This is a genomic window from Blastococcus sp. SYSU D00922 (assembly GCF_054050495.1).
This window is the reverse complement of record NZ_JBJGZL010000016.1, coordinates 42,554-69,473: the sequence shown is the minus strand read 5'-3', so window position 1 is coordinate 69,473 and position 26,920 is coordinate 42,554. Positions and strand designations below refer to the sequence as shown.

The window sequence follows — 26,920 nt, the reverse complement described above, 5'->3', positions numbered from 1 at the left end:
CTCACGCTGCGCCCCACCGCCTAGCATCGACGTGTGCCGGTTCTCCCCTCCGCCTTCTCCCCCGCGACCGTCTCCCGCGTCGCCCTGGCCAACGCCGTGGCGAACGGGCTGATCGTCGTCACCGGCGGCGCCGTGCGGCTGACCGGCTCCGGCCTGGGCTGCCCGACGTGGCCGCGCTGTACCTCGGAGAGCTTCGTCGCGACGCCGGAGCTGGCGGGCCACGGCGCCATCGAGTTCGGCAACCGCCTGCTCACCTTCGTGCTGACCGCGGTGGCGATCGCGACCGTCGTCGTCGTCTGGCGCTCGGCGCGGCGCGACCTGCGGCCGCTCGCGGTCATCACCTTCCTCGGCATCCCGGCGCAGGCGCTGCTCGGCGGCGTCACGGTGCTCACCGGCCTGAACCCGTGGACGGTGGCCGCGCACTTCCTGGTCTCCGCCGCCCTGGTCGCGCTCGCCACGACGCTGTGGCTGAGGTCGCGGGAGCCCGGCGTGGGCCAGCCGCTGCTCCGCCGTCCGTTCGTCCTGCTCACCTGGGGCATCGCCGCCGTCACCGCCGCGGTCCTGGTGCTGGGCACGATCGTCACCGGCAGCGGGCCGCACAGCGGCGACGTCGACTCGAACGACGTCCCGACCGGCGACCGGATGGGCTTCGACCCCGAGCTGGTCAGCCAGCTGCACGCCGACGTCGTCTTCCTGCTGATCGGCCTGACCGTCGCGCTGCTGGTCGCCCTCTACGCGACCGACTCCCCCGGCCGCGTCCGCCGGGCGGCGCGCGACCTGCTGATCGTCCAGGTGGCGCAGGGCATCGTCGGCTACGTCCAGTACTTCACCGACCTGCCCATCGCGCTCGTGCTGCTGCACATGCTGGGCGCGGTGCTGATCACCGCCTACACCGCGCGGCTCGTCTGGTCGGTGCGCGGCCCGGCCTCCGAGCTGCCCGTCGCGGCGCAGACGCCCGAGGCGGCCGCGGCCCGCTGACCGGCGCGGCTCAGCCCGACAGGGTGCGCAGATGCGCGATTCCGACGCCCAGAACTGCGCATCAGCGCACGGTGTCGAGGCCTAGTCGTGCCAGACGAGGACGACGGCGAGCGAGCCGTCGGGTGACTCCCAGCGACCGGCGGTGACGGTCTCCTCGGCACTGCGGGCGTCCGCCCAGGCCGGCCAGGCGTCCGTCTCGTCGTGCCAGACCAACCGCCCGCCCGCGAAGTAGGTGAGCACCGGCCACCCGTCCTCGATCAGGGCCTCGGCCTCGGCTGCCTCGATGCGGGAGGCCGTCAGCGAGTACGTGCGCCCGTCGGCCCCGACGAACTGCCCCATCCGGGCGTTGGCGAGGTCGCGCCTCACACGATGGCGTCGACGACGATCGCGACCATCAGCAGCGCCAGGTACGAGATCGACACGTGGAACAGCTGCATCGGCTTGGTCTCGCCGCCGCGCTTGATGCGGCCGAGCAGGCGGTGCGACTCGAGCACGAACCAGCCGCCGAGCAGGACCGCCGGGATCGTGTAGCCCAGCCCGATCCCGTAACCGGAAGCCACCGGCCACAGCAGCAGCGAGACGGCGACGGTCACCCACGCCCAGACGACGGTCTGCCGGCCCACCGACAGGTCGGTGGTCACCACCGGGAGCATCGGGACGTCGGCCCGCGCGTAGTCGTCCTTGAACCGCATGGCCAGGGCCCAGAAGTGCGGCATCTGCCAGCAGAACACGACGCCGAACACGACGACCGCCGGCCAGTCGAGCGACCCCGTGACCGCGGCCCAGCCGATGAGCACCGGGGCCGCCCCGGGCACGCCGCCGAACTCGGTGCTGCGGCGGGTGTGCCGCTTGAAGACCATCGTGTACAGGACGGCGTAGTAGAAGATCGCGGCCGCGGCGAGGGCGGCGGCCAGCAGCGTCGTGGTCAGGGCGAGCAGCACGATCGACGACAGGGTGAGCACGAGGCCGAAGACCAGCGCCGCCTTCGGGGTGACCGCGCCGGTGACCAGCGGCCGGTTCTGCGTGCGCTTCATCAACCGGTCGATGTCGCGGTCGAAGTAGCAGTTGAAGACGTTCGCGGCGCCGGCCGCGAGCGTCCCGCCGAGCAGGGTGACCAGCAGGAGCGACAGGGACGGCCAGCCCCGGGCGGCCAGCATCATCGCGGGGACCGTCGTCACCAGGAGCAGCTCGATGATCCGCGGCTTGGTCAGCGCGACGTACGCGCCGACCCGGGCGCGGAGCGAGCCGGGGTCGCGGTGAGCGGGGGCGGAGCGGCGCTCCGACAGCGCCGTCACCGGGTGCCCTCGTGCGCGGCAGCGCGCGGGCAGCAGGGCACCAGGGTGTCCCTTCGAGACCGGGGATGTGAACTCCCGCCACTGTAGCCCGGACGGGGCACGGGCCACGTCGCGGCATGAGCGCGGATGACTAGGGTTGATCGCGTTGTTGCTGCGTGTGCAGCGGGTAGGGCCGACGTCGACGACGACGGTGCGCCCCCGGTCCAGCGCGGGACCGAGCCGGGCGCCGGCCGCACGCAGGACCATCTTCCGAGGGAGCACCCAGCACATGACGCAGAGCACCGGGTCCGAAGCTCCGGCCGAGGCCGCCTCCGACAGCCCGACCGGCAGCCCCACGCAGCCGAACCCCACCCTGCCCGACGGCTTCGGCGACCTGGACCGCCGCGCGATCGACACCGCGCGCGTCCTCGCCATGGACGCCGTCCAGAAGGTCGGCAACGGCCACCCGGGCACCGCGATGAGCATGGCGCCCACCGCCTACCTGCTCTTCCAGAAGTGGCTCCGCCACGACCCCAGCGACCCGAACTGGGTCGGTCGCGACCGCTTCGTGCTGTCGATGGGCCACTCGAGCCTCACCCTCTACGTCCAGCTCTACCTCTCCGGCTACGGCCTGGAGCTCGACGACCTGAAGGCGCTGCGCACCTGGGGCTCGCAGACCCCGGGCCACCCCGAGGTCAACCACACCCCCGGCGTCGAGACGACGACCGGCCCGCTCGGCCAGGGCGTCGGCAACGCGGTCGGCATGGCGATGGCCGCCCGCCGCGAGCGCGGCCTGCTCGACCCCGACGCCCCCGAGGGCGAGAGCCTCTTCGACCACACCGTCTGGGCCTTCGCCTCCGACGGCGACCTGGAGGAGGGCGTGAGCGGCGAGGCGTCGTCGCTGGCCGGCACCCAGCAGCTGGGCAACCTGGTCCTCGTCTACGACGACAACAAGATCTCGATCGAGGACGACACGAACGTCGCCTTCACCGAGGACGTCGGCAAGCGCTACGAGGCCTACGGCTGGCACGTGCAGCACGTGGACGACGGCGAGGACCTCGCCGCGGTCGACGCCGCGTTCGCCGCCGCCAAGGCCGAGACCCGCCGCCCCTCGATCATCGTGCTCAAGACGATCATCGGCTGGCCCGCGCCCAACAAGCAGAACACCGGCGCCGCGCACGGCTCCGCACTCGGCGACGACGAGGTCAAGGCCACCAAGGAGGTGCTCGGCTTCGACCCCGAGCAGACCTTCGAGGTCGCCCCCGAGGTCATCGAGCACGCCCGCAAGGTCGTCGACCGCGGCCAGGAGGCCCACGCCGGCTGGCAGAAGGAGTTCGACGCCTGGAAGCAGGGCAACCCGGACGGCGCCGCCCTGCTCGAGCGCATGGGCACCCGCACCCTCCCCGAGGGCTGGACGCAGAAGCTGCCGACCTGGGACGCCGACCCCAAGGGCGTCGCGACCCGCAAGGCCAGCGGCGAGGTCCTCGCCGCCCTCTACCCCGAGCTCCCGGAGCTGTGGGGCGGGTCGGCCGACCTCGCGGAGAGCAACAACACCGCCGTCAAGGGCGAGCCGTCGTTCCTGCCCGCCGACCGCCAGACCAAGATGTGGAGCGGTGGGCCCTACGGCCGCACGCTGCACTTCGGCGTCCGGGAGCACGCGATGGGCGCCGTCATGAACGGCATCGCGCTGCACGGCGGCACCCGCGTCTACGGCGGCACGTTCCTGACGTTCTCCGACTACATGCGCGGCGCCGTCCGCCTCGCCGCGCTCATGCAGCTGCCGGTCATCTACGTCTGGACCCACGACTCGATCGGCCTCGGCGAGGACGGCCCGACCCACCAGCCGATCGAGCACTTCGCCGCGCTGCGCGCCATCCCGGGTCTGGACGTCGTCCGGCCCGCCGACGCCAACGAGACGGCGATCGCCTGGCGCACGATCCTGGAGAACAACGACCGCCCGGCCGGTCTGCTGCTGTCGCGGCAGAACCTGCCCGTGTTCGACCGCGGCGAGTTCGGCTCGGCCGACGGCGTCGCACGCGGCGCCTACGTGCTCGCCGAGGCGTCCGACGGCAACCCGCAGGTGATCCTCATGGGCACCGGCTCCGAGGTGCAGATCGCCGTCGCCGCCCGCGAGCGGCTGGAGGCCGACGGCGTCCCGACCCGCGTGGTGAGCGTGCCGTGCGTCGAGTGGTTCGCCGACCAGGACCAGGCCTACAAGGACGAGGTGCTCCCGCCCACCGTCCGCGCCCGCGTCAGCGTCGAGGCCGGCGTGCCGATGGGCTGGCGCGAGTTCGTCGGCGACGCCGGCCGGATCGTCGGGCTCACCCACTACGGCGCGAGCGCGGCGTACACGGTGCTCTACGAGAAGTTCGGCCTCACCGACGAGGCGGTCGTGGCCGCCGCGCGCGAGAGCATCGAGGCCGCCGCCTCGGGTAATGCCGTCCCTGCCGGACCCGTCGCCGCGACCGGCGGCCTCCCCCACCCCACCGGCGACCGCTGAAACGGGACGCCGACACAACACCACAGCCTGAGAGGCAGTGACATGGCACAGAACGAGAAGCTGGCCGAGCTCTCCGAGGCAGGGGTCGCCGTCTGGCTCGACGACCTCTCCCGGGATCGGATCCGCAGCGGCAACCTGCAGTCCCTCGTCGACGAGTACTCCGTCGTCGGCGTCACCACCAACCCGACCATCTTCGCGGCCGCGATCAGCGGGTCGGAGTCCTACGACGACCAGCTGCACGCGCTCGCCGTTCGTCAGGTGAGCGTCGAGGAGGCCCTGCGCACCATCACGGCCTCCGACGTCCGGGACGCCTGCGACCTGCTCGCCCCGGTCGCCGAGGCCTCCCCCGGCGACGGCCGCGTGTCGCTCGAGGTCGCCCCCGGCCTCGCCCACGACACCGACGCCACCGCGGCCGAGGCCGCGCACCTGTGGTGGCTGGTCGACCGCGAGAACCTCTACATCAAGATCCCGGCGACGGAGGCGGGCCTGCCGGCGATCACCGAGACGATCGCCAACGGCATCAGCGTCAACGTCACCCTGATCTTCAGCCTCGAGCGCTACCGCGCGGTCATGGACGCCTACCTCTCCGGCCTGGAGAAGCGGGTGGCCGAGGGCGGCTCGCTGGCCGGCATCGCGTCGGTGGCGTCGTTCTTCGTGTCCCGCGTGGACACCGAGATCGACAAGCGCCTCGACAAGGCCGGCGCCGACCCCTCGCTCAAGGGCAAGGCCGGTATCGCGAACGCCCAGCTCGCGTACCAGGCCTACGAGGAGGTCTTCTCCTCCGACCGGTGGCGGGCGCTGGAGGCGCAGGGGGCCGTCCCGCAGCGGCCGCTGTGGGCCTCGACCGGGGTCAAGAACCCCGAGTACTCGGACACGATGTACATCAGCGAGCTGATCGCGCCCGGCACGGTCAACACCATGCCCGAGAAGACCATGATGGCCTACGCCGACCACGGCAGCCCCGGCACGCCGGTGCAGAAGGCCTACGACGACGCCGCCGCCGTCATGCAGGCGGTGCGCGACGCCGGCATCGACCTCGACGACGTCTTCCGGGTCCTCGAGGAGGAGGGCGTGCAGAAGTTCGTCGACTCCTGGGACGAGCTGACCGAGTCGGTGCGCACCCAGCTCGAGGACAAGGCATGACCCTGCAGGTCACCGTCTCGGGGCTGGAGATCCCGGACTCGGTCCGGGGCCCGCTCACCGACGACGACGTCGCCGGCCGGCTGGTCGGCAAGGACGCTACGCTGTGGGGTCCCGACGCCGAGAGCGAGGCGTCGATCCGCCTGGGCTGGCTCGACCTGCCGGCCACCTCGCGCGAACTGGTGTCGCGCCTGGCCGACCTGCGTGCCGAGCTCGCCGGCGAGGGGCTGGACCGCATCGTGCTCTGCGGCATGGGCGGGTCCTCCCTCGCGCCGGAGGTCATCTGCCGGACGGCGGGGGTGCCCCTCGTCGTCCTCGACACCACCGACCCCGGCCAGGTGGCCGCGGCGATGGACGACCTCGACCGCACCGTGGTCGTGGTCAGCTCGAAGTCCGGCGGCACCGTCGAGACCGACAGCCAGCGACGGGCGTTCATCGCCGCGTTCGCCGAGGCCGGCCTCGACGAGAAGGAGATCGGCCGGCGCTTCGTCGTCGTCACCGACCCCGGGTCGCCCCTCTCCGAGACCGCCGCCGCCATGGGCGCGCGGGCGGTCTTCCTCGCCGACCCGAACGTCGGTGGCCGCTACTCCGCCCTCTCCGCCTTCGGTCTCGTGCCGTCGGCGCTGGCCGGTGCCGACGTCGGCGCGCTGCTCGACGAGGCCGAGGAGCTGGCCGGCACGCTCGCCGAGCCGGGCAACCCCGCCCTCGAGCTGGGTGTCGCCATGGGCGCTGGCTTCCGCGCCGGGCGCGACAAGCTCGCCCTGGCCGACGGCGGCTCCGGCATCACCGGTTTCGGCGACTGGGCCGAGCAGCTGATCGCCGAGTCGACCGGCAAGGAGGGGCGCGGCATCCTGCCCGTCGTCGTCGAGTCGGTCGATGCGCCCGGCGCCACCGGCGCCGACGTTCTGCTCGCCGTCGTCGGCTCCGGCAGGCCGGGCACCGAGCCGTCGGTCAGCGTCGCCGGCCCGCTCGGCGCGCAGTTCCTCGGCTGGGAGTACGCCACCGCGGTGGCCGGGCGGGTCCTGGGGATCAACCCCTTCGACCAGCCCAACGTCACCGAGAGCAAGGAGAACACCCAGCGGATCCTCGGCGAGGGGCTGCCGGACGAGCGGCCCGCGGCGACGATCGGCGCGATCGAGATCCGCGGCAGCGGCGGCGTGCTCGACGGGGTCGACCTGTCCTCGCACGACGGCCTGGTGCTGGCCGTCGACGCGCTGCTGGCCGCCGTCCCGCCGCGGGGCTACCTCGCGGTGATGGCCTACCTCGACCGGGAGAAGGACGCCAGCGCCGAGAACCTGCGGGCCGCCCTGGCCCGCCGCGGCGAGCACGCCGTCACCTTCGGGTGGGGGCCCCGCTTCCTGCACTCCACCGGGCAGTACCACAAGGGCGGCCCGCAGGTCGGGGCGTTCCTGCAGATCACCGGCGTGGTGACCGAGGACCTGGCCGTGCCCGACCAGCCGTACACCTTCGGGACCCTGCAGGCGGCGCAGGCCGGTGGCGACCGCAAGGCCCTCGCGGACCGCGACCGCCCGCTGCTGCACCTGCACCTGACCGACCGCGCCGCTGGGTTGGGCCAGCTCCTCTCGGCCCTCGCCTGACCGACCCCGTCGTCCGGTCCTCCCGCCGGGCCGGACGACGGGACCCTTCCCAGACCTCGAGGACGGACGGACATGATCCCCAACCCGCTGCGCGACCCGCGGGACCGGCGGCTGCCCCGGGTACCCGAGCCGTGCGCCCTGGTCGTCTTCGGCATCACCGGCGACCTCGCCCGCAAGAAGCTCCTGCCCGCGGTGTACGACCTGGCCAACCGCGGCCTGCTGCCCACCAACTTCGCGCTGCTCGGGTTCGCCCGCCGCGACTGGGAGGACCAGGACTTCGCCGAGCTCTCGCGGGAATCCGCGCGTGCGCACGCGCGCACCCCGTGGCGCGAGGAGGTCTGGGAGCGCCTGGCCGCGACCGTCCACTTCGTCCAGGGCTCGTTCGACGACGACGACGCGTTCGACCAGCTGGCCGCCACGTTGCGGGAGCTGGAGGGGTCGCACGGCATCGGCGGGAACGCCGCGTTCTACCTCTCGATCCCGCCGGCCATGTTCCCCACGGTGCTCAAGCAGATGGAGCGCACGGGCATGGCGCAGAGCACGCCGGACCGGTGGCGCCGCGTCGTCGTCGAGAAGCCCTTCGGCGAGGACCTGCCCTCCAGCCGCGAGCTCAACGCGCTCGTCGACTCGGTCTTCAGCGCCGAGGACGTCTTCCGGATCGACCACTACCTGGGCAAGGAGACGGTCCAGAACCTGCTGGCCCTGCGGTTCGCCAACAGCCTGTTCGAGCCCATCTGGAACGCCCAGAACGTCGACTCCGTGCAGATCACCATGGCCGAGGACGTCGGCATCGGCGGGCGGGCGCAGTTCTACGAGAAGACCGGCGCCGCCCGCGACGTCCTGCAGAACCACCTCCTCCAGCTGCTCGCGCTGACCGCCATGGAGGAACCGGTCGAGTTCTCCGCCGAGGAGATCCGGACCGAGAAGCTGAAGGTCCTGCGCGCCATCTCGCTGCCCGAGGACCTGGAGACCTTCGCCGTCCGCGGGCAGTACGAGCAGGGCTGGCTGGCCGGTCAGCGGGCCAACGGCTACCGGCAGGAGGAAGGGGTCGACCCCAAGTCGAGGACGGAGACGTTCGCCGCCGTCCGGCTCGGCGTGGAGACCCGCCGTTGGGCCGGGGTGCCCTTCTACCTGCGCACCGGCAAGCGGCTCCCCCGCCGGGTCACCGAGATCGCGCTGGTGTTCAAGCGTGCCCCGCACCTGCCCTTCGCCGACACCGACACCGAGGAACTGGGCAACAACCAGCTCGTCGTGCGGGTCCAGCCCGACGAAGGTGTCACCCTCAAGTTCGGGTCGAAGGTGCCCGGCAGCGTCATGGAGGTCCGCGACGTCTCGATGGACTTCCTCTACGGCGAGCAGTTCACCGAGGCCAGCCCCGAGGCGTACGAGCGGCTGCTGCTCGACGTGCTGCTGGGCGACGCGACGCTGTTCCCGCGCAACGCCGAGGTGGAGGCCTCCTGGGCCGTGATCGACCCGCTCGAGGAGTTCTGGGCCGGGTCGACGCCGCACCCCTACCGCGCCGGTGAGTGGGGGCCCCGCGCTGCCGAGGAGATGCTCGCGTCCGAGGGACGGCGGTGGCGACGGCCATGAGCCCCCTGCTCCCCCTCCGAATCGAGGAGACACCGTGACCACGCTCTGGGACACGACCGGCTCGGCCGTCGTGAAGGAACTGGCCGCTCAGCGGCGCACCGGCGGTGCTGTCCTGTCCGGCGTGGCGCTGACGCTGGTCGTCGTCGCCGACGAGAGCCGGGTGACCGAGGCGGAGGAGGCGGCGACCCACGCCGCCGAGGCCCACCCCTGCCGCATCCTCGTCGTGGTCCGCCGCCAGCTGGAGGCCCCGGCCCCGCGCCTGGACGCGGAGGTGCTCATCGGCGGGCGCCTCGGCCCCGGCGAGGCCGTGGTCATGCGGATGTACGGCCGTCTGGGCCTGCACGCCGAGTCCGTCGTCCTGCCGCTGCTGGCCGCCGACGCACCGGTCGTCGCCTGGTGGCACGCCGCTCCCCCGGAGAAGCTCGCCACCGACGCGCTGGCGGTCTTCGCGCACCGGCGGATCACCGACAGCTCCATCGCCGAGGACCCGCTGGCCGCGCTCAAGACCCGCGCCGTCGACTACGCGCCCGGTGACACGGACCTCGCGTGGACCCGCAGCACCGCCTGGCGGTCGATCCTCGCCTCCACCCTGGACTCCGTCTCCGGACGGCGCGGCGAGCCCGTCGCGGTCCGCGGGGCGCGCGTCGAGGGCGACTCGGCGAACCCGACCGCCCAGCTGCTGGCCGGCTGGATCTCGTCCCGGTGCGGGTGCCCCGTCGCCGTCGAGGACGGCGGGCGCAAGCCCAACTCCAGCGGCGTCGACTCCGTCACCCTGCAGCTCGACCAGGACGAGGAGGTGCGGATCCAGGCCGACCGCCGGGGTGGTGCCGCCATCTCCCAGCCCTACCGGCCGGACGCGACCGTGGCCCTCCCCGACCGCGTGCTCGGGGACCTGCTCAGCGAGGAGCTGCGGCGGCTGGACCGCGACGAGCCATACAGCGACGCGCTCCAGGCGGCGACCGGCGTGACCGGCCTGTCCGGCCGCTCCCCCGACCGCGAGCACGTCTGGTTCGACCCCGCCGAGAACGGCGACGGCAACGGCCGGCCGCGCAAGAAGGCCGCCGCAAAGCCGGCCGGCGACTCGTGACCGCCCCCCGGCCGGACGTCGTCGTCGAGGCCGACGCCGACGCGCTGGCCCGTGCGGTGGCCGAGGCCCTCGTGGCCCGGCTCGCCGCGGCCCAGATCCTGCACGGTCGGGCATCGGTGGTGCTCACCGGTGGCGGCGTCGGCACGGCGGTGCTGGAGCACGTCGCCGGCCTCGCCGAGGAGCCGGTGCGCGAGACCGTCGACTGGGAGAACGTCGACGTCTGGTGGGGCGACGAGCGCTTCGTGCCCGCCGACAGCGACGACCGCAACGAGAAGCAGGCCCGCGAGGCGCTGTTGGCGCGCGTCGGCGTGCCGGAGCACCGGATCCACGCGATGCCGGCCTCGGACGGCGAGTTCGCCGAGCCCGAGGACGCGGCCGCCTGGTACGCCGCCGAGCTGGCCGGGGCGGCCGACGAGGGGAAGGCGCTGCCGCACGTCGACGTCCTGCTCCTGGGCATGGGGCCCGAGGGCCACGTCGCGTCGATCTTCCCCGACTCCCCCGCCGTCCGGGACGAGCGCCCGGTCGTCCCGGTGCGCGACTGCCCGAAGCCGCCGCCCACCCGCGTGAGCCTCGGCTTCACCGCCATCAACGCGGCCGACGAGGTGTGGCTGCTCGTGGCCGGCGAAGGCAAGGCGGCCGCGGTGGCCGCGGCGCTGGCCGAGGACGCCGACCCCGTGCAGCTCCCCGCCGCGGGCGTCCACGGCGTGCGGGCCACCAGGTGGTTGCTCGACCGCGCCGCCGCGGGCAAGCTGCCGGCACCCCCCGGCTAGCCGACCGGCGGCCGGCGTCTGCGAGGACGGATGGTCGCATGACCGACAGCGCCCGTGACCCCCTGCTCGACGTCCGCCCGGGCGACCGCTGGCTGGTCGCGGTGGCGCACCCGGACGACGAGTCGTTCGGGTGCGGCTCGACCATCGCCCACGCGGCGGCGCGCGGGGCCGAGGTCACCGTCGTGTGCGCCACCCGCGGCGAGGCCGGAGAGACGGTGCCGGGCACGGTGGACGGCGACCTCGGGACCGTCCGCGAGGCCGAGCTGCGGCGGGCCGCCGCCCGGCTGGGCGTCGCCCGGGTCGAGCTCCTCGGCTACCGCGACTCCGGGTTCGACGGCGACCTGCCCGATGGCTCGCTGTGCGCGGCCCCGGTCGACGAGGTCGCCCGGACGCTGGCGCGGCTGATCGCGGAGCTGCAGCCGCAGGTGCTGCTCACGCTGGACGGCAGCGACGGGCACCGCGACCACCTGCACATCGGTGCCGCCGCCCGCGAGGCCGTCGCCGACGCGGCCGGCCCCGCTCCCCTGCTCGTCGAGTACTGCCTGCCCAACAGCCTGCTCCGAGGGTGGCTGGACGAGATGCGGGCGGTGCGGCCCGACACCGCGTACCACGCGCTCGACCCGGCCGGCCTGGGGCGGGAGGACGCCGACATCACCGACGTCGTCGACACCAGCGACGTGCTCGACCGCCGCGAGGCGGCCATCGCCGAGCACCGTTCGCAGGTGTCGCCGTTCGAGGGGCTCAGCGACGGGCTCCGCCGGGCGTTCCTGACCGCCGACCACCTCGCCCGCGTGCGACTCGCCGACCGCACCCCGTAGCGACCGGCGGCGCGCCGGGTATCCGCGCGGCGGGGGCGGCTCCTCTCCCCTCCGGAGGCGGCATCCTGCCGCCGAGTGGACCCGGAGACCAGGAGCACCCGATGACCGACGGCACCGTTCTCGCCCGCCCGACGACGGGCGCGATCCCCGCCCCGCGCACGCCGGGGACGGTGCGCCCGCTGCCCTGGCTGGAGCCCGGGCAGTACGCGCGCGGCAGCCGGCCCCGGTCGCAGTACTGGGACGTGGAGACAGCCCGCTGGGTCACCCGGGCGGCCGTGCCCGGCCCGCGCCGGGGCGACTGACCGCGGGGCTCAGGCCCGGCGCTGGTGCAGCCGGGTCAGGGCCTCTTCGAGCAGGGCGTGCCCGTCCGCGTCGCTGCGCCGCTCGCGGACGTAGGCCAGGTGCGTCTTGTACGGCTCGGTGCGCGGCGCCGGCGGCGGGTTCTGCTGGTCCTGACCGGCCGGGAGGCCGCAGCGCGGGCAGTCCCAGAGCTCGGGCACGTCGGCGTCGGACGCGAAGGCCACCCGCGTCTCGTGCCGGTTCGCGCACCAGAACGGGATCCGGTTGCGGGGCGCGGCTTCCCCGCGCTCCGCCTCACCCATCGGACCTGCGCCGACCCGGGTCCCCCGGATCGCGTTGCCACCAGCCACGAGCGCCCCCTGTGTCTTCGGGTTCGTGCGGCAGATCACGGCCGCGCGGGCAGTCTAGGGCCTGGAGGGGCGATCTCCGGTCACGATTTCGCTCCGGATCGGTGCCGATCCGGAGCGAGGGGGTGTGAAGGCGCTCAGCCGACCTTGAGGAGGATGCCCAGGCCCACGATGCAGACGGCCCAGATCAGCGCGCAGAAGACGGTGAGCCGGTTGAGGTTCTTCTCGACCACGGAGGAGCCGCTGAGGGACGAGGACACCGCGCCGCCGAACATGGAGGACAGGCCGCCGCCCTTGCCGCGGTGCAGCAGGATCAGCACCACGAGGATCGCGCTGGTGAGCACCAGCAGCACGTTGAGGACCAGCTCCATGACGACTTCTCCAGGTTGGGCGGCCGGCAGGACGACACCGGGCTCTGACCTCCGAGCCTACTTCACGCCCGCGGTCGCGAGGTCGTAGCCGCTGTAGGGCTGCATCACCACGCCGTTGCGCAACCGCTGCCCCGCCAGCAGCTGGACGCGGGTCTCGGCCAGCGGCACGTACGCCGACGTGCCGTCCACCGCGCCGACGACCTCGCGCCACGCCGCCGGGTCGCCCGCCAGCCGGGCGGCGTCCACGAGCGCGTCGACGTCCGGGTCGGCCAGCCGCGCGTAGTTCGTGTTCCCGACCGCGCGGGTGCTGCGGCTGTCGACCAGCGGCGCCAGGAACGACGCCGGGGTCGGGAAGTCCGCCGTCCACGTGGCGAGGACGAGGCCGAACCCGTTGGCCGCCACGTTGTCCGGGGAGCCGACGTCGGTGGCGTAGAAGCTGGTCGCGCCCAGCGGCTGCACGGTCACGTCGATGCCGACCTCGCCCAGCTGGCCGGCGATCAGGTCGGCGACGTCGACGCTGGTCGGCGTGTCGGCGACGGCGAGGACGGTGCTGAAGCCGTCGGGCTGACCGCAGGCCTCGAGCGCGGCGCGCGCGGCGCCGGGGTCGCGGCGGGGATCGGCGTCCTCGGGGCCGCCGTCGAGGGCCCGCGGCCACAGCACCGACCGGCGGACGGCGTTGACCGGCCCGCCGAGCTGCTCCTGGATCGCCTCGCGGTCCACGGCGGCCGCGACCGCGGCCCGGCAGTCGGGGTTGTCCATCGGCGCGACGTCCGTGGGCATCGCGAGGAGGCGCATCGCGCCGGTGGTCGTGTCGTCCACCCGGTCGCGCACCGGGTGGTCCTCGTCCGCGGCCAGCCGCGACGTCGTCGCCGGCTGGACGCCGGTGCCGGTGATGTCGACGTCGGCCGACCCGGCCAGCAGCGCCTGGTCGCGCTCGACGCCGTTCACGCCGGTCCGCACGACGACGCGGTCGGGCAGGGCGGTGCGGACGTCGTCGGTGTCCGGGTTCCACTGCGGGTTGCGCTCGAGCAGGATCCCGGTCGCGGGGTCGACCGACGTGATCGCGTAGGGACCCGACGACACCGGGTCGGCGCCGTACCCGGCCCCGGTGTCGGCCTCGATCGGCACCGGGCCGCTCGACGGCAGCGCCATCACGAAGGGCAGGTCCGGCTGGGGAGCGCGCAACCGGAAGACGATCGTCCGGTCGTCGGGCGTCTCGATGGTCGGCAGACCCAGCTTGTCGGCGGACTCGTCCTGGTACGGCCCCGCGTACTCGTTGCCCGGCACGTCGAACAGGTCGACGACGTACGTCGGGCCGCCGACGATCACGTCGGAGGCGAAGGACCGCTCGATGCCGTACTTGATGTCGCGGCTGGTGATCGGCCGGCCGGTCTCGAACATCACGCCCTCGCGCAGCGTGAACGTCCAGCTCAGCCCGTCCTCCGACGCCGTCCCCAGGTCGGTGGCGAGGTCGGGGACCAGCTCGTCGGTGTGGCCGGGCTCGGAGGAGTACGTGACGAGCGTGCGGGTGTAGAGCCGCATCAGGTTCCAGACACCGGGCAGGTACGAGCGCTGCGGGTCCAGGCTGTCGATCTCGGCCGACACCACCCGCAGCGTCTCGCCGGTCGCCGTCGACGGCGCCCGGACGCCGGTCACGCCGGCGTCCGGCTCGCCCTCGACGACCGGGACGTCGGCGCGCCCGCCGGAGCCGCCGCCGCAGCTGACGGCGATGACGACGATCAGCAGGACGACGGCGGCGGCCGCGGCGATGCGGCGCGGCGACCGGTTCCGGGCCCATGCCGGCAGCCGGCCGGTCAGCCGCTCCAGGGTGTTCTCCACTGCCTGCTGCCCGCCCCCACGTCCCATGCGGCCGGCGGCGGCAGCGGGGCTCAGCTGCCGTCGGCGGCGATCCGACAGATCTGCGCGAACTCGTCGGCGTCCAGGCTCGCGCCGCCGACCAGTGCACCGTCGATGTCCGCCCCGGCCAGGATCCCGGCCGTGCTCGCGGCCTTCACCGACCCGCCGTAGAGGATACGGACGGATGCGGCCGCGTCCGGGCCGTACCGCTCGGCGAGCCGTGCCCGGAGTGCGCCGCAGACCTCCTGGGCGTCCTCCGGGGTGGCCACCTCACCCGTGCCGATCGCCCAGACCGGCTCGTACGCGATGACGATGCCGGCGACCTGCTCGGCGGTCAGCCCGTCGAGCGAGGCGTCGAGCTGATCGGTGCAGTAGCCGACGTGCTCCTCGGCCTTGCGGACGTCGAGCCCCTCCCCCACGCAGACGATCGGCACGATGCCGTGCCGCAGGGCGGCCTGCGCCTTGGCGGCGACGACGGCGTCGTCCTCGGCGTGCATGGCCCGGCGCTCAGAGTGCCCGACCGTCACGTACTGGCAGGCCAGCGCGGCGAGCATCGTGCCGCTGACCTCGCCGGTGTAGGCGCCGGAGTCGTGGACCGAGAGGTCCTGCGCCCCGAAGCCGACCGACAGCTTGTCCCCGGTGACGAGCGTCTGCACGCTGCGCAGCGCGGTGAACGGCGGCAGGACGACGACCTCGGCGGTGTCGAGGACCGGTCCGGGGACGGTGAAGGCGAGCTTCTGCACCAGGCCGATCGCCTCGAGGTGCGTCATGTTCATCTTCCAGTTGCCGGCGATCAGCGTCCGCCGGTCACCGCCCTGGAAGGCCCCCCGCTTGGGAGCGGACTCCTTGCGTGCCATGTCGGCCCCGTTCAGTCGGCGAGCACCGTGAGGCCCGGGAGCTCCCGGCCCTCGAGGTACTCCAGGGAGGCACCGCCACCGGTGCTGATGTGGCCGTAGGCGGCCTCGTCCAGCCCGAGCTGCCGGACGGCCGCGGCGGAGTCGCCGCCGCCCACGACGGACAGCCCGGCCACCGCGCCGACGGCCGCGGCCACGCCGCGGGTCCCGGCTTGGAACGGAGCCAGCTCGAACACGCCCATCGGGCCGTTCCAGAACACCGTGCGGGCGTCGCCCAGCGTGGTCCCGAACAGCTCGACGGTGCGCGGGCCGACGTCGAGGCCCATCTGGTCCTCCGGGATCTGCTCCACGGACACCGTCGTCGTCGGGGCGTCGGCGCTGAACTCCGGCGCGCAGACCACGTCGACCGGCAGCACGATCCGGTCGCCGGCCTCGTCGAGCAGCCTGCGGCACGTGTCGACCTGGTCGGCCTCGAGCAGCGACTTCCCGACCTCGTGGCCCTGGGCCTCGAGGAAGGTGAAGCACATGCCGCCGCCCACGAGCAGCCGGTCGACCTTGGGCAGCAGCGCCTCGATCACCGCCAGCTTGTCGCTGACCTTGGAGCCGCCGAGGACGACGACGTAGGGCCGGTCGGGCTCGGTGGTGAGCCGCTGCAGGACGTCGAGCTCGCGGGCCACCAGCCGCCCGGCGTAGCGCGGCAGCCGCTCGGCGACGTCGAACACCGAGGCGTGCTTGCGGTGCACGGCGCCGAACGCGTCGTCCACGTAGACGTCGGCCAGGGCGGCGAACCGGTCGGCGAGCTCGCCGCGCTCGGCGTCGTCCTTGGACGTCTCGGCGGCCTCGAAGCGGACGTTCTCCAGCAGGAGGACGTCGCCGTCGCCGAGCGCGGCCGCCTTGGCGCGGGCGTCGTCCCCGGCGACGTCGCCGGCCAGCGGGACCGTCGTCCCGAGCAGCTCGCCCAGGCGCGCGGCGACCGGCGCGAGGGAGAACTGCGGATCCGGGGCGCCCTTCGGGCGGCCGAGGTGGGCGGAGACGATCACCCGCGCGCCGGCCTCGCGCAGCGCCTGCAGGGTGGGCAGGCTCGCGCGGATCCGGCCGTCGTCGGTGATCTCGCGGGTGCTCTTGTCGAGCGGGACGTTCAGGTCGGCGCGCAGGAGCACGCGCCGACCCGAGACGCCCTCGGTGATGAGGTCGTCGACGGAACGCATCAGAGCTTGTTGCCCACCAGCGACACGAGGTCGACGAGGCGGTTCGAGTAGCCCCACTCGTTGTCGTACCAACCGAGCACCTTGGCCATGGGCCCGAAGACCTTCGTCAGCTTCGCGTCGTAGATGCAGGACGACGGGTCGGTGACGATGTCGGAGGAGACGATCGGCGCGTCGGTGTAGGTCAGGTACTTGCCGAGCGGGCCGGCCGCGGCCTCGCGGTAGGCCTGGTCGATCTCGTCGGCCGTGGCCTCGCGGGTGAGCTGGACGGTGAGGTCGGTGGCCGAGCCGGTCGGCACGGGCACGCGGATGGCGTAGCCGTCCAGCTTGCCCTTGAGCTCGGGCAGCACCAGCCCGATCGCCTTCGCGGCGCCGGTCGAGGTCGGCACCATGTTGAGGGCGGCGGCGCGGGCGCGGCGCAGGTCCTTGTGCGGGCCGTCCTGGAGGTTCTGGTCGGCGGTGTAGGCGTGGATGGTCGTCATCAGGCCGCGCTCGATGCCGAACGCGTCGTTGAGGACCTTCGCCAGCGGCGCCAGGCAGTTCGTGGTGCAGGACGCGTTGCTGATGATCGTCTGCGAGCCGTCGTAGAGGTCGTCGTTGACGCCCATGACGATCGTGATGTCGTCGTCGGTGGCGGGCGCCGAGATGATGACCTTCTTGGCACCGCCGGCGTCGACGTGCTTGCGGGCGTCCGCGGCCTTGGTGAAGAAGCCGGTGGACTCGACGACGACGTCGACGCCCAGGTCGGCCCAGGGCAGGTTCGCGGGGTCGCGCTCGGACAGCACCTTCATGGTGCTGCCGCCGATCTTGATGCCCTCGCTGTCCGCGGCGACGTCCTCCTTGAGGACGCCGAGGATGCTGTCGTACTTGAGCAGGTGGGCCAGGGCCTCGTTGCTGGTGAGGTCGTTGACCGCCACGATCTCGATGTCCTGGCCGCTGGCCGCAGCCGCCCGCCAGAAGTTGCGGCCGATCCGACCGAACCCGTTGATGCCCACCCGGACAGTCACTGCAGCCTCCACGTCAGCTCATGGGCCGCGCGTCGGGGATGCGGCCTCGCTCACCGGAAACCCTATCGGTCCCGGTGTGACGAGGCTCCCGGTCCCCGGCGATCAAGAGGACGACCTCCGCCCCGCATGCGACAGGCCCGCCACCCATGAGGGCGACGGGCCTGTCGGCGTGCTCCGCTACTGGGCGAGCATGTCGTCGGTGACGACGGACTCCGTATCAGGGATGCCGAGGTCCTTGGCCCGCTTGTCGGCCATGGCGAGCAGCCGGCGGATCCGGCCGGCGACGGCGTCCTTGGTCATCGGCGGGTCGGCGCGCTGACCGAGCTCCTCCAGCGACGCCTGGCCGTACTCCAGGCGCAGCCGGCCGGCGACCAGCAGGTGCTCGGGCGCGTCGTTGGCCAGGATCTCCAGCGCGCGCTCCACGCGGGCGCTGGCCGCCACCGCGGCCCGCGCCGAGCGGCGCAGGTTGGCGTCGTCGAAGTTGGCCAGCCGGTTGGCGGTGGCCCGGACCTCGCGGCGCATCCGCCGCTCCTCCCAGGCGAGGACGGCGTCGTGCGCGCCCATGCGGGTCAGCAGCGCGCTGATGGCGTCGCCGTCGCGGATGACGACGCGGTCCGCGCCGCGGACTTCCCGCGCCTTGGCCGGGATCCCGAGCCGGCGAGCGGCGCCCACGAGCGCCATCGCGGCCTCCGGCCCCGGGCAGGTCACCTCGAGCGAGGAGGAGCGGCCGGGCTCGGTGAGGGAGCCGTGCGCCAGGAAGGCGCCACGCCAGGCGGCCTCGGCGTCGTTGATGCCGCCGGACACGACCGCCGGCGGCAGTCCGCGCACCGGCCGGCCGCGCTGGTCGACGAGCCCGGTCTGACGGGCCAGGCCCTCGCCGTGCTTGGCGATCCGGACCAGGTAGCGCACCCCGCGGCGGATGTTGCCGCCGGCGAGCACGCTGACCCCGCTGGTGTAGCCGTAGACCTCGCTGATGTCGCGGCGCAGCCGTCTGGCCACCGATCCCGTGTCGAGCTCGGCCTCGATGACCACGCGTCCGCCCACGATGTGCAGCCCGCCCGAGAAGCGCAGCAGCGCCGTCACCTCGGCCTTGCGCTCGGACGTCTTCGTGCACTCGACCCGCGAGAGCTCGTCCTTGACCATTGCGGTCATCGCCATGTGCGGCGTCCCCTTCCCCCTTGTACCGACCGCTCAGGATCGAAAGCTGTCGACCGCCAGTTCCGATACCCGATCGGACACCCGTACTCCCTCACCGGGCACCGACCACGGAGGCCAGTGCGGCGGACAGTCGCACGGGATCGTGCCGTGGCGCGCCGTCGAGCTCGGCGACCGGAGCCAGGACGAGCTCGGCGCCGCACTCGCGCACCGCAGACAGGAGACCACGGCGGTCAACCACCGAGTCAGCATCGGCGATCACCGTGTGCAACGCCACTCCGCCCAGATGGGCCCGCAGGACGCTCAGATGCTCCTCCGGAGAAAAGCCGTCGGTCTCGCCCGGCTGCGGGACGAGGTTGAGCACCACGACCACCCGGGCCTGCGACGCGGCCAGCGCGGCGCGCAGCCGCGGCACGAGCAGGTGCGGCAGGACAGAGGTGTACCAGGAACCGGGACCGAGCGAGACCACGTCCGCCGCGGAGATGGCCGCGAGCACGTCCGGGTGCACCGGCGGGTCCGACGGGGACAGGAGGATGTCGCGGACGTGACCGGGCGTCGCGGCGATCGCCACCTGGCCGCGGATCGTGCGGCTGCGCTCCGGGTCATCGGGGTCGGTGCTCTCCACCCGCGCCACGAGGTCGAGCGGCACGTCGGCCATCGGCAGCACCCGCCCGCAGCAGCCGAGCAGCTGCCCGAGCTGGTCGAGGGCGCGGGTCAGGTCGCCGCCGTGCATCTCGGTGAGCCCGGTGAGCATGAGGTTGCCGACGGGGTGCCCGGCGAGGACGCCGGTGCCGCCCAGGCGGTGCTGCAGCAGGTCGGCCAGCTCCCGCCCCTGGTCGGTGTCGCCGGCCAGGGCGGCCAGCGCCATCCGCAGGTCGCCCGGCGGCAGCATCGGCATCTCGCGGCGGATCCGGCCGGACGAGCCGCCGTCGTCGGCGACGGTGACGACGGCGGTCAGCTCCGCCGTGATCCGCCGCCACGCGGCGAGGGCCGCCGCCAACCCGTGCCCGCCGCCGAAGGCGACCACGCGAGGTCCGGCGCCCACTACTCGCGGCCCAGGTCGCGGTGCCGGGCCGCGGCGGTGAGGCCCTCGGCGGTGAGCCGCCGGGCGAACTCCTCGGCGATGGCCACGCTGCGGTGCTTGCCGCCGGTGCAGCCGACGGCGAGCGTCAGGTACCGCTTCCCCTCCCGCCGGTACCCGGGGATGAGCAGCCGGAGGACGTCGCTGTACCGGTCGAGGAACTCGCCCGCGTCGGGCTGGCCGAGCACGTAGGCGCTCACGTCGGCGTCCTGCCCGGTCTTGGGCCGCAGCTCGGGGATCCAGTGCGGGTTGGGCAGGAAGCGCGCGTCCACCACCAGGTCGGCGTCCAGGGGCAGCCCGTACTTGAAGCCGAAGCTCATGACCGTCGCCGTCAGCGGCTGGGTGCGGCCCTCGCGGGCGAACGCGTTCTCCAGGGTGGCGCGCAGCTGGTGCACGTTGAGGTCGCTGGTGTCCACCCACAGGTCGGCGTCACCGGCGATCCCGGTCAGCAGCGCCCGCTCGGCGGAGATCCCGTCGATGAGCGTCCCGTTGCCCTGCAGCGGGTGCTCGCGGCGCACCGACTCGTAGCGACGGACGAGCACCTCGTCGCGGGCGTGCACGTAGATGACACGCGGCCGGTTGCCCGCGTCGGACAGGACCCGGATCGACTCCTGCAGGTCGCTGGAGAAGGCGCGGCTGCGCACGTCGACGACCGCGGCGAAACGGCGGATGTCGCCGCGCGCACCCAGCTCCACCATCGGCTGCAGGAGCGCCGGCGGCAGGTTGTCGACGACGAACCAGCCCAGGTCCTCCAGGACGCGGCCCGCGCTCAGCTTCCCCGCCCCCGACAGGCCGGTGACGACGACGACCTCGAGCGGCTGCACCTCGGTGCTCGCGGGGTCGAGCCCCGGCGGGACGTCGGTCTGCGGTCCGGCCGGGCCCGGTGCCCCGCCGTCGAGCTCGTCGCTCACGAGGCCACCCGGCCGACCTCGGCGGTCTCCCCCGCGCCCGGCCGTGGAGTGCCGCGCTCCGCCGGCCCCTGCGGCGCGGTGGTCGACTCGGCGCCTCCGTCGTCCTGCTGCCCGTCCTCGACCGCGGGCTCGGCGATCGCCGCCTGCACCGCCTCGGCCGTGCGCCGGCCGATGCCGGGCACCGCCGTCAGCTCCTCGACGGTGGCGGCCCGCAGCCGCTTGAGGGAACCGAACTGCTTCATCAGCGCCTTCCGCCGCGTCTCCCCGAGGCCGGGGACGTCGTCCAACATCGACACCAGCATGCTGGTGGACCGCTTCTGCCGGTGGTACGTGATCGCGAACCGGTGGGCCTCGTCACGCACGCGCTGCAGCAGGTACAGCGCCTCGGAGGTGCGGGGCAGGATCACCGGGTCGCTGTCGCCGGGCAGCCACACCTCCTCCATGCGCTTGGCCAGCCCGCAGACCGCGACGTCGACGATGCCGAGTTCCGTCAGTGACCGGCTGGCCGCCGCCACCTGGGGTGCACCGCCGTCGACGACGAGGAGGTTCGGCGGGTAGGCGAACCGGCGTGGTCGGCCCTCCTCCGCGGCGACGCCCTGCTCGTCGCGGCGGTCGGCCTCCTCCTTGAGGTGCCGGGCGAACCGGCGGCGCACGACCTCGGCCATCGCGGCGGTGTCGTCGGTGCCCTGGGCGACGGAGAAGCGGCGGTAGTCGGACTTCTTGGCCAGCCCGTCCTCGAACACGACCATGCTGGCCACCACGTTGGTGCCCTGGACGTGCGAGATGTCGATGCACTCGATGCGCAGCGGCGCGTCCGGCAGCTCCAGCGCCTCCTGCAGCTCGGACAGCGCCAGGGAGCGCGCGGTGAGGTCGCTGGCCCGCTTCACCCGGTGCCGCGCGAACGCCTCCTTGGCGTTGCGCTCCACCGTCTCCAGCAGGCTGCGCTTGTCACCCCGCTGCGGCACCCGCAGCGAGACCCGGCCGCCGCGGAGCTCCTCGAGCAGCTCGGTGTACACGTCGGCGTCGTCAGGAAGCTCGGGCACCAGGACCTCCCGGGGAACGGCCTCCCCCGCCTCGCCGATGCCGGTCTGCTCGTCGACGCCGCCGTAGACCTGCAGCAGGAACTGCTCGACGAGCTCGCCGGTGGTCACCGCCTCGACCTTGTCGACGATCCAGCCCCGCTGGCCGCGGACCCGGCCGCCGCGCACGTGGAAGACCTGGACGGCGGCCTCCAGCTCGTCCTGCGCGAAGGCGACCACGTCGGCGTCCGTGCCGTCACCGAGGACGACGGCCTGCTTCTCCAGCGCGCGGCGGAGGGCGCCGATGTCGTCGCGCAGCCGGGCGGCCTTCTCGTACTCCAACGCCTGCGCGGCCTCGGCCATCTCGCGCTCGAGCCGCTTGATCATGGTCTCGGTCTTGCCGGCCATGAAGTCGCAGAAGTCGTCGACGATCTTCCGGTGCTCGTCGGCGCTGACCCGCCCGACGCAGGGCGCGGCGCACTTGCCGATGTAGCCGAGCAGGCAGGGGCGCCCGATCTGGCCGGCCCGCTTGAAGACCCCGTTCGAGCAGGTCCGGGCGGGGAAGACACGGGTGAGGGTGTCGAGCGTCTCGCGGATGGCCCAGGCGTGCGCGTAGGGCCCGAAGTACCGGACGCCCTTCTTCTTCGGACCCCGCATGACCTGCAGCCGCGGGTACTCCTCGTTCAGCGTCACGGCCAGCGACGGGTAGCTCTTGTCGTCGCGGTAGCGGACGTTGAACCGGGGGTCGAACTCCTTGATCCAGTTGTACTCGAGCTGGAGGGCCTCGACCTCGGTGCCGACGACGGTCCACTCGACGGCGGCCGCCGTCGTGACCATCTGGCGGGTGCGCGGGTGCAGGCCGGCGACGTCGGCGAAGTAGCTGTTCAGCCGCTGGCGGAGGCTCTTGGCCTTGCCGACGTAGATGACCCGGCCGTTGGGGTCGCGGAACTTGTAGACCCCGGGCGACTCCGGGATGCTGCCGACCGCCGGGCGGTACGTGGACGGATCGGCCATGCCCCCACATTAGGTCGCGGGACCGACACGCCGCCGAGCCCCGTACCCGTCCGCCCCTGGCGTCACATCGGACGGGCGGTCCGGCTCAGGGCGTCGCGCCCGCGGCCGGCCGGGACGGGTGCAGCGCTCGCGCCACGGAGGCCGCCGCGGTCGATCCAGCGCGCTGCGCGAGCCGGACGGCCCGCGCGACGAGGGCGAGGGCGCACGGGGCGGCGACGACCAGCACGGGGACCGTCAGGAGGCCCGGGGCACCGGCACCCACGAGCAGCACGGCCAGCACCACGAAGCCCAGCAGGACCGCCCCCGACAGCAGGCGCGGGCGGGCGGGGACGGAGCCGTACGGCGCCCCGGTGGTGGACATGTCCGGGTCGCAGCCGGGCGTGAGCGCGGTCATCCACTGCCTCCTCGCGGCCACCGTCCGGCGACCCAGGGTGACGTCCGTCACACGGACCATAGGTCCGGGCGGCGCAGCTGCCAAGGGGCGGCCCCGAGGTCACCCCTGCGCGGGTGGACCCTTCACGGCGAGGACGGGGCACTCGACGTCGAGCAGGATCCGCTGGGCGGCGCTGCCCATCAGCAGCTTGCCGACGGCGCTCCGACGGCGGAGCCCGATGACCACGAGCTCCGCGCCGGTCTCCTCGACGGCCGCGGCGAGCTCCTCGGCGACGTCCCGGCCACGCGCGGGTTGGCGCAGCTCGGCAGGCACGCCGGCGACGTCGAGCTCGTCCTGCAGCCGGCGCAGCGCGTCGCCCTGGACGTACCGCTCGTCCACGAGGGCGTCGCCCCGCGAGCTGTTGACGACGACGAGGCGCGCACCCCGTCGTCGGCACTCCTCGATGCCGTGCAGCAGCGCCGCCTGCCCGCGCGGCCCGGGGACGAACCCGACGACGACGGCCGGTGCGCTCACGGCCCCTCCCCTCCGCTGACGTCACCGCTGTCGTGGCGGGCTGCGACCACGGGTCCCTTGTGCTCCAGCCGGCCGTCCCGCTGGACCTCCTCGGGTGTCGAGCGCCGCCCCCGCACGAGGCGGAGCACGATCGGGCCGATCAGGGCCGCCAGCGCCAGGAACAGCACGATGCGGCTGAACCAGGTGTCGACCAGCACCGACAGGTCGCCGCTGCTGATCGCCAGGGCGCGGCGGAGGTTCGTCTCCGCGATCGGTCCGAGGATGAGGCCGACCACCGCCGGGGCGACCGGCCAGCCGTAGCGCCGCATGAAGAACCCGAGGAGGCCGACCACGAGGAGCAGCACCAGGTCGAACGGGTCGGCGTTCACCGCGTAGCACCCGAGCGAGGCGAACAGCAGGATGCCGGCGTAGAGGTAGGGCCGCGGGATGCGCAGGACCTTCACCCAGACCCCGGCCAGCGGCAGGTTGAGCACCAGCAGCATGAGGTTGCCGATGAGCAGCGACGCGATCAGCGTCCAGACCAGCGTCGACTCGGTCGTGAGGAGCGTCGGGCCGGGTTGGATGCCGTAGCCCTGGAAGGCGGTCAGCAGGATGGCCGCGGTGGCCGACGTCGGGATGCCGAGGGTGAGCAGCGGGACGAGGACGCCCGCCGCGGCGGCGTTGTTGGCGGCCTCGGGCCCTGCGACGCCCTCGATCGCCCCCTTCCCGAACTCCTCGGGGTGCTTGGTGAGCCGCCGCTCGGCCGCGTAGGAGAGGAACGTCGGGATCTCCGCGCCGCCGGCCGGCATGGCCCCGAACGGGAAGCCGAGGGCGGTCCCGCGCAACCAGGGCTTCCACGAGCGGCGGAAGTCCTGCCGCGTGAGGGTGGGACCCGACACGGGCATCACCTGGACCGGCCCCCGGCGCAGCCGGGAGGCGACGTACAGCGCCTCCCCGACGGCGAAGAGGGCGACGGCCACGACGACGACGTCGATGCCGTCGGACAGCTGCGGGACGCCGAGGGTGAAGCGTTCCTGCCCCGTGAGGACGTCCGTGCCGACCAGCCCCAGGTACAGGCCGACACCGAGGGCGGCCAGACCCCGCAGCGGGGAGGCGCCCAGGATGGTCGCGACCGCGACGAAGGCGAGGACGGCGAGCGCGAAGTAGTCCGCGGCGGTGATGCCGACCGCGAGATCGACGATCGTCGGGGCGACGAGGGCGAGCAGCAACGTCGCGATGGTGCCGGCCACGAACGAGCCGATGGCCGCGGTGGCCAGCGCGGCGGCGCCCCGGCCCGCCTTGGCCATCTGATTGCCCTCCAGCGCGGTCATGATCGAGCTCGACTCGCCAGGGGTGTTGAGCAGGATCGACGTGGTCGAGCCGCCGTACATCCCGCCGTAGTAGATGCCGGCGAACATGATCAGCGCGCTGGTGGGCTCGAGGACGTAGGTGGCCGGCAGGAGGAGCGCGACGGTCATCGCCGGCCCGATGCCCGGGAGCACGCCGACCGCCGTCCCGAGGACCACGCCGATCAGGGCGAACAGCAGGTTGAGCGGGGTCAGGGCCTCGGCGAACCCGCCCAGGAGGTCGCTGAACCCCATCAGAACCAGCTCGTCGCGAGCTCGAGCAGCACCCCGCCGGGGAGCGCCACGTTCAGCGCCTTCACGAACACGATCCACACGATCACCGACGTGATGCCGCCGGCGAGCAGCGGCCGGACGATCCCGCGGGCCCCCAGCGCCCACGCCACGACGCCGAACATGAGGGTCACGGCCAGGGGCCAGCCGATGACGTTGATCAGCATCGCGTGGGCCAGGAACGCCACCGCGACGATGCCGAGCGACCGCCACGACGTCGGTGCGTCGAGGTCGACGTCCTCGCTCTCGTCCCCGGCCACCCGATCGCCGCGGTAGACGCGGATCCCCAGCGCGAGGGCCGTGGCGACGACGAGCCCGCCGACGAGGTAGGGGAAGAACCGGGGCCCGATCGTGTTCGTCGAGTCCGGCACGGCGATGCTCGCGGCGTCGAGGACGAGGTAGAGCCCCAGCAGGCCGAGCAGGACGGCCATGACGAGCTCGCCGGTGTTGCGCCCGGCAGGTGGCTGCGGGGCCCCGTCCTGCGTCGGCTCCGGCGCGGGCACGCTGCCCGCTGCGGTGCTCACTGGATCAGCCCGATCTGGGTCAGGATCTCCCGCACGCGGATCTCCTCCTCCGCGAGGAAGTCGCGGTAGTCGTCGCCGGTGAGCAGGAGGTCCTCCCACCCCCGGTTCTCCAGCTCCTCCTGCCACTCGTCGGAGTCGTGTGCGTCCACGACCAGCTGGATGAGGTCCTCGCGGGCCGAGCGGCTCATGCCCGGCCGGGCCATGACGCCGCGCCAGTTGTCCACCTCGACGTCGAACCCCGACTCGACGAGCGTCGGCACGTCGGGCACCTGGTCCGAACGCTCGGCCGTGGACACCGCGAGCCCGACGAGGTCGCCGGACTGCACCTGCGGTCCGTAGTCGGCGGTGCCGGAGATGCCGGCGAGCACCTGGCCGCCCAGCAGGGCCGAGAGCGACTCTCCGCCACCCGAGTACGGGATGTAGTTGACCTGGGCGGGGTCGATGCCGGCGGCCTGGGCGAGCAGGCCGGCGAGGATCTGGTCGGTCCCACCGGCCGACCCTCCGGCGATGGGGGTCCCGGCCGGGTCCGCGGCCCATACCTCGACGAAGCCCTCGATGTCGTCGAACGGCGCGTCAGCGGCAGCGACGATCAGCTCCGTCTCGCCGATCAGCCGGGCGATCGGCGTCACGTCGGTGAGCCGGGTCGCCGAGTCGTTGGTGTCGACGGCGCCGACCATGACCAGCCCCATCATCATCAGCAGCGCGTCGTCGTCCTCCCGGGCCAGCTGGCCCAGGCCGATGACGCCGCCGGCGCCCTCGACGTTGAACACCTGGACGTTGCGCGCCAGCCCGCTGGTCTGGATGACCCGCTGCAGGACGCGGGCCGTGGTGTCCCAGCCGCCCCCGGGGCTGGCGGGGGCCATGACCCGCAGGCGCGAGAGGTCGCCGGGTTGGACGACCGTGCCCGCGCACCCCGACAGCCCCCCGAGCACGGGCGCGACGACGGCACCGGCCAGGAACGAGCGCCGGGTGATCCCCACGTCTCACCTCCGCCGGT

Annotated in this window: 26 protein-coding genes; 9 read left to right on the top strand and 17 right to left on the bottom strand. The window is 73.6% G+C overall.

Annotated features, from left to right (window positions below; all coding sequences use genetic code 11):
- Window positions 1–33: 33 nt before the first annotated feature.
- Window positions 34–978, top strand: a complete 945-nt coding sequence (locus ACI78T_RS18600) for a COX15/CtaA family protein (RefSeq protein ID WP_456559611.1) — start codon at window positions 34–36, stop codon at window positions 976–978.
- Window positions 979–1,059: 81 nt separating this feature from the next.
- Here ACI78T_RS18600 and ACI78T_RS18595 read toward each other — a convergent pair whose 3' ends face one another.
- A complete protein-coding gene (locus ACI78T_RS18595; protein ID WP_456559610.1) occupies window positions 1,060–1,344 on the bottom strand; it encodes a hypothetical protein in 285 nt (94 codons plus the stop codon).
- Window positions 1,341–2,273, bottom strand: a complete 933-nt coding sequence (locus ACI78T_RS18590; protein WP_456559609.1) for a heme o synthase — start codon at window positions 2,271–2,273, stop codon at window positions 1,341–1,343. The genes ACI78T_RS18595 and ACI78T_RS18590 overlap by 4 nt, the downstream gene beginning before the upstream one ends.
- Before the next feature lie 268 nt (window positions 2,274–2,541).
- Between ACI78T_RS18590 and tkt the strand changes: the two genes are divergently transcribed.
- From tkt to ACI78T_RS18550, 8 genes are all read left to right on the top strand, one after another.
- On the top strand, window positions 2,542–4,752 hold the full coding sequence (gene tkt, locus ACI78T_RS18585) for a transketolase (RefSeq protein ID WP_456559608.1): 2,211 nt from the start codon (window positions 2,542–2,544) through the stop codon (window positions 4,750–4,752).
- A 42-nt stretch (window positions 4,753–4,794) separates the two neighbouring features.
- Window positions 4,795–5,895, top strand: coding sequence for a transaldolase (tal, locus tag ACI78T_RS18580; protein WP_456559607.1), 1,101 nt, complete (start codon window positions 4,795–4,797; stop codon window positions 5,893–5,895).
- Window positions 5,892–7,490, top strand: coding sequence for a glucose-6-phosphate isomerase (locus tag ACI78T_RS18575; protein WP_456559606.1), 1,599 nt, complete (start codon window positions 5,892–5,894; stop codon window positions 7,488–7,490). The genes tal and ACI78T_RS18575 overlap by 4 nt, the downstream gene beginning before the upstream one ends.
- Window positions 7,491–7,562: 72 nt before the next feature.
- The gene (gene zwf, locus ACI78T_RS18570) at window positions 7,563–9,080 is read left to right on the top strand and encodes a glucose-6-phosphate dehydrogenase (RefSeq protein ID WP_456559605.1); all 1,518 of its coding nucleotides are present in this window, start codon (window positions 7,563–7,565) and stop codon (window positions 9,078–9,080) included.
- A gap of 34 nt (window positions 9,081–9,114) precedes the next feature.
- Entirely contained in the window at window positions 9,115–10,167 is a 1,053-nt protein-coding gene (locus ACI78T_RS18565) for a glucose-6-phosphate dehydrogenase assembly protein OpcA (RefSeq protein WP_456559604.1), read from the top strand.
- Window positions 10,164–10,937 (top strand): 6-phosphogluconolactonase, encoded by a 774-nt coding sequence (gene pgl, locus ACI78T_RS18560; protein ID WP_456559603.1) that lies wholly within the window; start codon window positions 10,164–10,166, stop codon window positions 10,935–10,937. Before ACI78T_RS18565 ends, pgl begins: the two co-directional genes overlap by 4 nt.
- 38 nt (window positions 10,938–10,975) lie before the next feature.
- Complete coding sequence (locus tag ACI78T_RS18555; protein WP_456559602.1) at window positions 10,976–11,755, top strand: PIG-L deacetylase family protein; 780 nt, start codon at window positions 10,976–10,978, stop codon at window positions 11,753–11,755.
- 101 nt (window positions 11,756–11,856) lie between these two features.
- Window positions 11,857–12,057 carry a hypothetical protein gene (locus ACI78T_RS18550; protein ID WP_456559601.1) on the top strand — a complete coding sequence of 67 codons (201 nt, stop codon included), beginning with the start codon at window positions 11,857–11,859 and terminating at the stop codon, window positions 12,055–12,057.
- A 9-nt stretch (window positions 12,058–12,066) separates the two neighbouring features.
- Here ACI78T_RS18550 and ACI78T_RS18545 read toward each other — a convergent pair whose 3' ends face one another.
- The 15 genes from ACI78T_RS18545 to ACI78T_RS18475 all read right to left on the bottom strand — a co-directional run bounded on the left by ACI78T_RS18545 (window position 12,067) and on the right by ACI78T_RS18475 (window position 26,903).
- Window positions 12,067–12,405: an RNA polymerase-binding protein RbpA gene (locus ACI78T_RS18545; RefSeq protein ID WP_456559600.1), complete on the bottom strand. Its 339-nt coding sequence runs from the start codon at window positions 12,403–12,405 to the stop codon at window positions 12,067–12,069.
- 134 nt (window positions 12,406–12,539) lie between these two features.
- Window positions 12,540–12,773 carry a preprotein translocase subunit SecG gene (gene secG / locus ACI78T_RS18540; protein WP_116450422.1) on the bottom strand — a complete coding sequence of 78 codons (234 nt, stop codon included), beginning with the start codon at window positions 12,771–12,773 and terminating at the stop codon, window positions 12,540–12,542.
- A 57-nt stretch (window positions 12,774–12,830) separates the two neighbouring features.
- Window positions 12,831–14,612, bottom strand: a complete 1,782-nt coding sequence (locus ACI78T_RS18535) for an ABC transporter substrate-binding protein (protein WP_456559599.1) — start codon at window positions 14,610–14,612, stop codon at window positions 12,831–12,833.
- A 50-nt stretch (window positions 14,613–14,662) separates the two neighbouring features.
- Complete coding sequence (gene tpiA, locus ACI78T_RS18530) at window positions 14,663–15,487, bottom strand: triose-phosphate isomerase (protein WP_456559598.1); 825 nt, start codon at window positions 15,485–15,487, stop codon at window positions 14,663–14,665.
- Between the two features lie 11 nt (window positions 15,488–15,498).
- A complete protein-coding gene (locus ACI78T_RS18525; RefSeq protein WP_456559597.1) occupies window positions 15,499–16,692 on the bottom strand; it encodes a phosphoglycerate kinase in 1,194 nt (397 codons plus the stop codon).
- Window positions 16,692–17,696, bottom strand: a complete 1,005-nt coding sequence (gene gap / locus ACI78T_RS18520) for a type I glyceraldehyde-3-phosphate dehydrogenase (RefSeq protein WP_456559596.1) — start codon at window positions 17,694–17,696, stop codon at window positions 16,692–16,694. The genes ACI78T_RS18525 and gap overlap by 1 nt, the downstream gene beginning before the upstream one ends.
- A gap of 177 nt (window positions 17,697–17,873) precedes the next feature.
- Entirely contained in the window at window positions 17,874–18,854 is a 981-nt protein-coding gene (gene whiA / locus ACI78T_RS18515) for a DNA-binding protein WhiA (protein ID WP_116450417.1), read from the bottom strand.
- Window positions 18,855–18,945: 91 nt separating this feature from the next.
- On the bottom strand, window positions 18,946–19,878 hold the full coding sequence (locus ACI78T_RS18510; RefSeq protein WP_456559595.1) for a gluconeogenesis factor YvcK family protein: 933 nt from the start codon (window positions 19,876–19,878) through the stop codon (window positions 18,946–18,948).
- Window positions 19,879–19,895: 17 nt separating this feature from the next.
- On the bottom strand, window positions 19,896–20,843 hold the full coding sequence (rapZ, locus tag ACI78T_RS18505) for an RNase adapter RapZ (RefSeq protein ID WP_456559594.1): 948 nt from the start codon (window positions 20,841–20,843) through the stop codon (window positions 19,896–19,898).
- On the bottom strand, window positions 20,840–22,876 hold the full coding sequence (gene uvrC / locus ACI78T_RS18500; protein ID WP_456559593.1) for an excinuclease ABC subunit UvrC: 2,037 nt from the start codon (window positions 22,874–22,876) through the stop codon (window positions 20,840–20,842). Before uvrC ends, rapZ begins: the two co-directional genes overlap by 4 nt.
- Before the next feature lie 85 nt (window positions 22,877–22,961).
- Window positions 22,962–23,270 carry a hypothetical protein gene (locus ACI78T_RS18495; protein WP_456559592.1) on the bottom strand — a complete coding sequence of 103 codons (309 nt, stop codon included), beginning with the start codon at window positions 23,268–23,270 and terminating at the stop codon, window positions 22,962–22,964.
- Window positions 23,271–23,369: 99 nt separating this feature from the next.
- Window positions 23,370–23,783 (bottom strand): universal stress protein, encoded by a 414-nt coding sequence (locus tag ACI78T_RS18490; RefSeq protein ID WP_456559591.1) that lies wholly within the window; start codon window positions 23,781–23,783, stop codon window positions 23,370–23,372.
- Window positions 23,780–25,363 carry a tripartite tricarboxylate transporter permease gene (locus ACI78T_RS18485; RefSeq protein WP_456559590.1) on the bottom strand — a complete coding sequence of 528 codons (1,584 nt, stop codon included), beginning with the start codon at window positions 25,361–25,363 and terminating at the stop codon, window positions 23,780–23,782. The genes ACI78T_RS18490 and ACI78T_RS18485 overlap by 4 nt, the downstream gene beginning before the upstream one ends.
- On the bottom strand, window positions 25,363–25,923 hold the full coding sequence (locus tag ACI78T_RS18480; protein ID WP_456559589.1) for a tripartite tricarboxylate transporter TctB family protein: 561 nt from the start codon (window positions 25,921–25,923) through the stop codon (window positions 25,363–25,365). The genes ACI78T_RS18485 and ACI78T_RS18480 overlap by 1 nt, the downstream gene beginning before the upstream one ends.
- The gene (locus ACI78T_RS18475; protein ID WP_456559588.1) at window positions 25,920–26,903 is read right to left on the bottom strand and encodes a Bug family tripartite tricarboxylate transporter substrate binding protein; all 984 of its coding nucleotides are present in this window, start codon (window positions 26,901–26,903) and stop codon (window positions 25,920–25,922) included. Before ACI78T_RS18475 ends, ACI78T_RS18480 begins: the two co-directional genes overlap by 4 nt.
- Window positions 26,904–26,920: the final 17 nt, after the last annotated feature.

What these genes read in the sequence shown, in the direction of transcription:
- tkt (WP_456559608.1), top strand. Translation starts at nt 2,542, where the DNA reads ATGACGCAGAGCACCGGGTCCGAAGCTCCGGCCGAGGCCGCCTCCGAC.
- tal (WP_456559607.1), top strand. Translation starts at nt 4,795, where the DNA reads ATGGCACAGAACGAGAAGCTGGCCGAGCTCTCCGAGGCAGGGGTCGCC.
- ACI78T_RS18575 (WP_456559606.1), top strand. Translation starts at nt 5,892, where the DNA reads ATGACCCTGCAGGTCACCGTCTCGGGGCTGGAGATCCCGGACTCGGTC.
- zwf (WP_456559605.1), top strand. Translation starts at nt 7,563, where the DNA reads ATGATCCCCAACCCGCTGCGCGACCCGCGGGACCGGCGGCTGCCCCGG.
- ACI78T_RS18555 (WP_456559602.1), top strand. Translation starts at nt 10,976, where the DNA reads ATGACCGACAGCGCCCGTGACCCCCTGCTCGACGTCCGCCCGGGCGAC.
- ACI78T_RS18550 (WP_456559601.1), top strand. Translation starts at nt 11,857, where the DNA reads ATGACCGACGGCACCGTTCTCGCCCGCCCGACGACGGGCGCGATCCCC.
- secG (WP_116450422.1), bottom strand. Translation starts at nt 12,773, where the DNA reads ATGGAGCTGGTCCTCAACGTGCTGCTGGTGCTCACCAGCGCGATCCTC.
- tpiA (WP_456559598.1), bottom strand. Translation starts at nt 15,487, where the DNA reads ATGGCACGCAAGGAGTCCGCTCCCAAGCGGGGGGCCTTCCAGGGCGGT.
- ACI78T_RS18525 (WP_456559597.1), bottom strand. Translation starts at nt 16,692, where the DNA reads ATGCGTTCCGTCGACGACCTCATCACCGAGGGCGTCTCGGGTCGGCGC.
- whiA (WP_116450417.1), bottom strand. Translation starts at nt 18,854, where the DNA reads ATGGCGATGACCGCAATGGTCAAGGACGAGCTCTCGCGGGTCGAGTGC.
- uvrC (WP_456559593.1), bottom strand. Translation starts at nt 22,876, where the DNA reads ATGGCCGATCCGTCCACGTACCGCCCGGCGGTCGGCAGCATCCCGGAG.
- ACI78T_RS18495 (WP_456559592.1), bottom strand. Translation starts at nt 23,270, where the DNA reads ATGACCGCGCTCACGCCCGGCTGCGACCCGGACATGTCCACCACCGGG.
- ACI78T_RS18485 (WP_456559590.1), bottom strand. Translation starts at nt 25,363, where the DNA reads ATGGGGTTCAGCGACCTCCTGGGCGGGTTCGCCGAGGCCCTGACCCCG.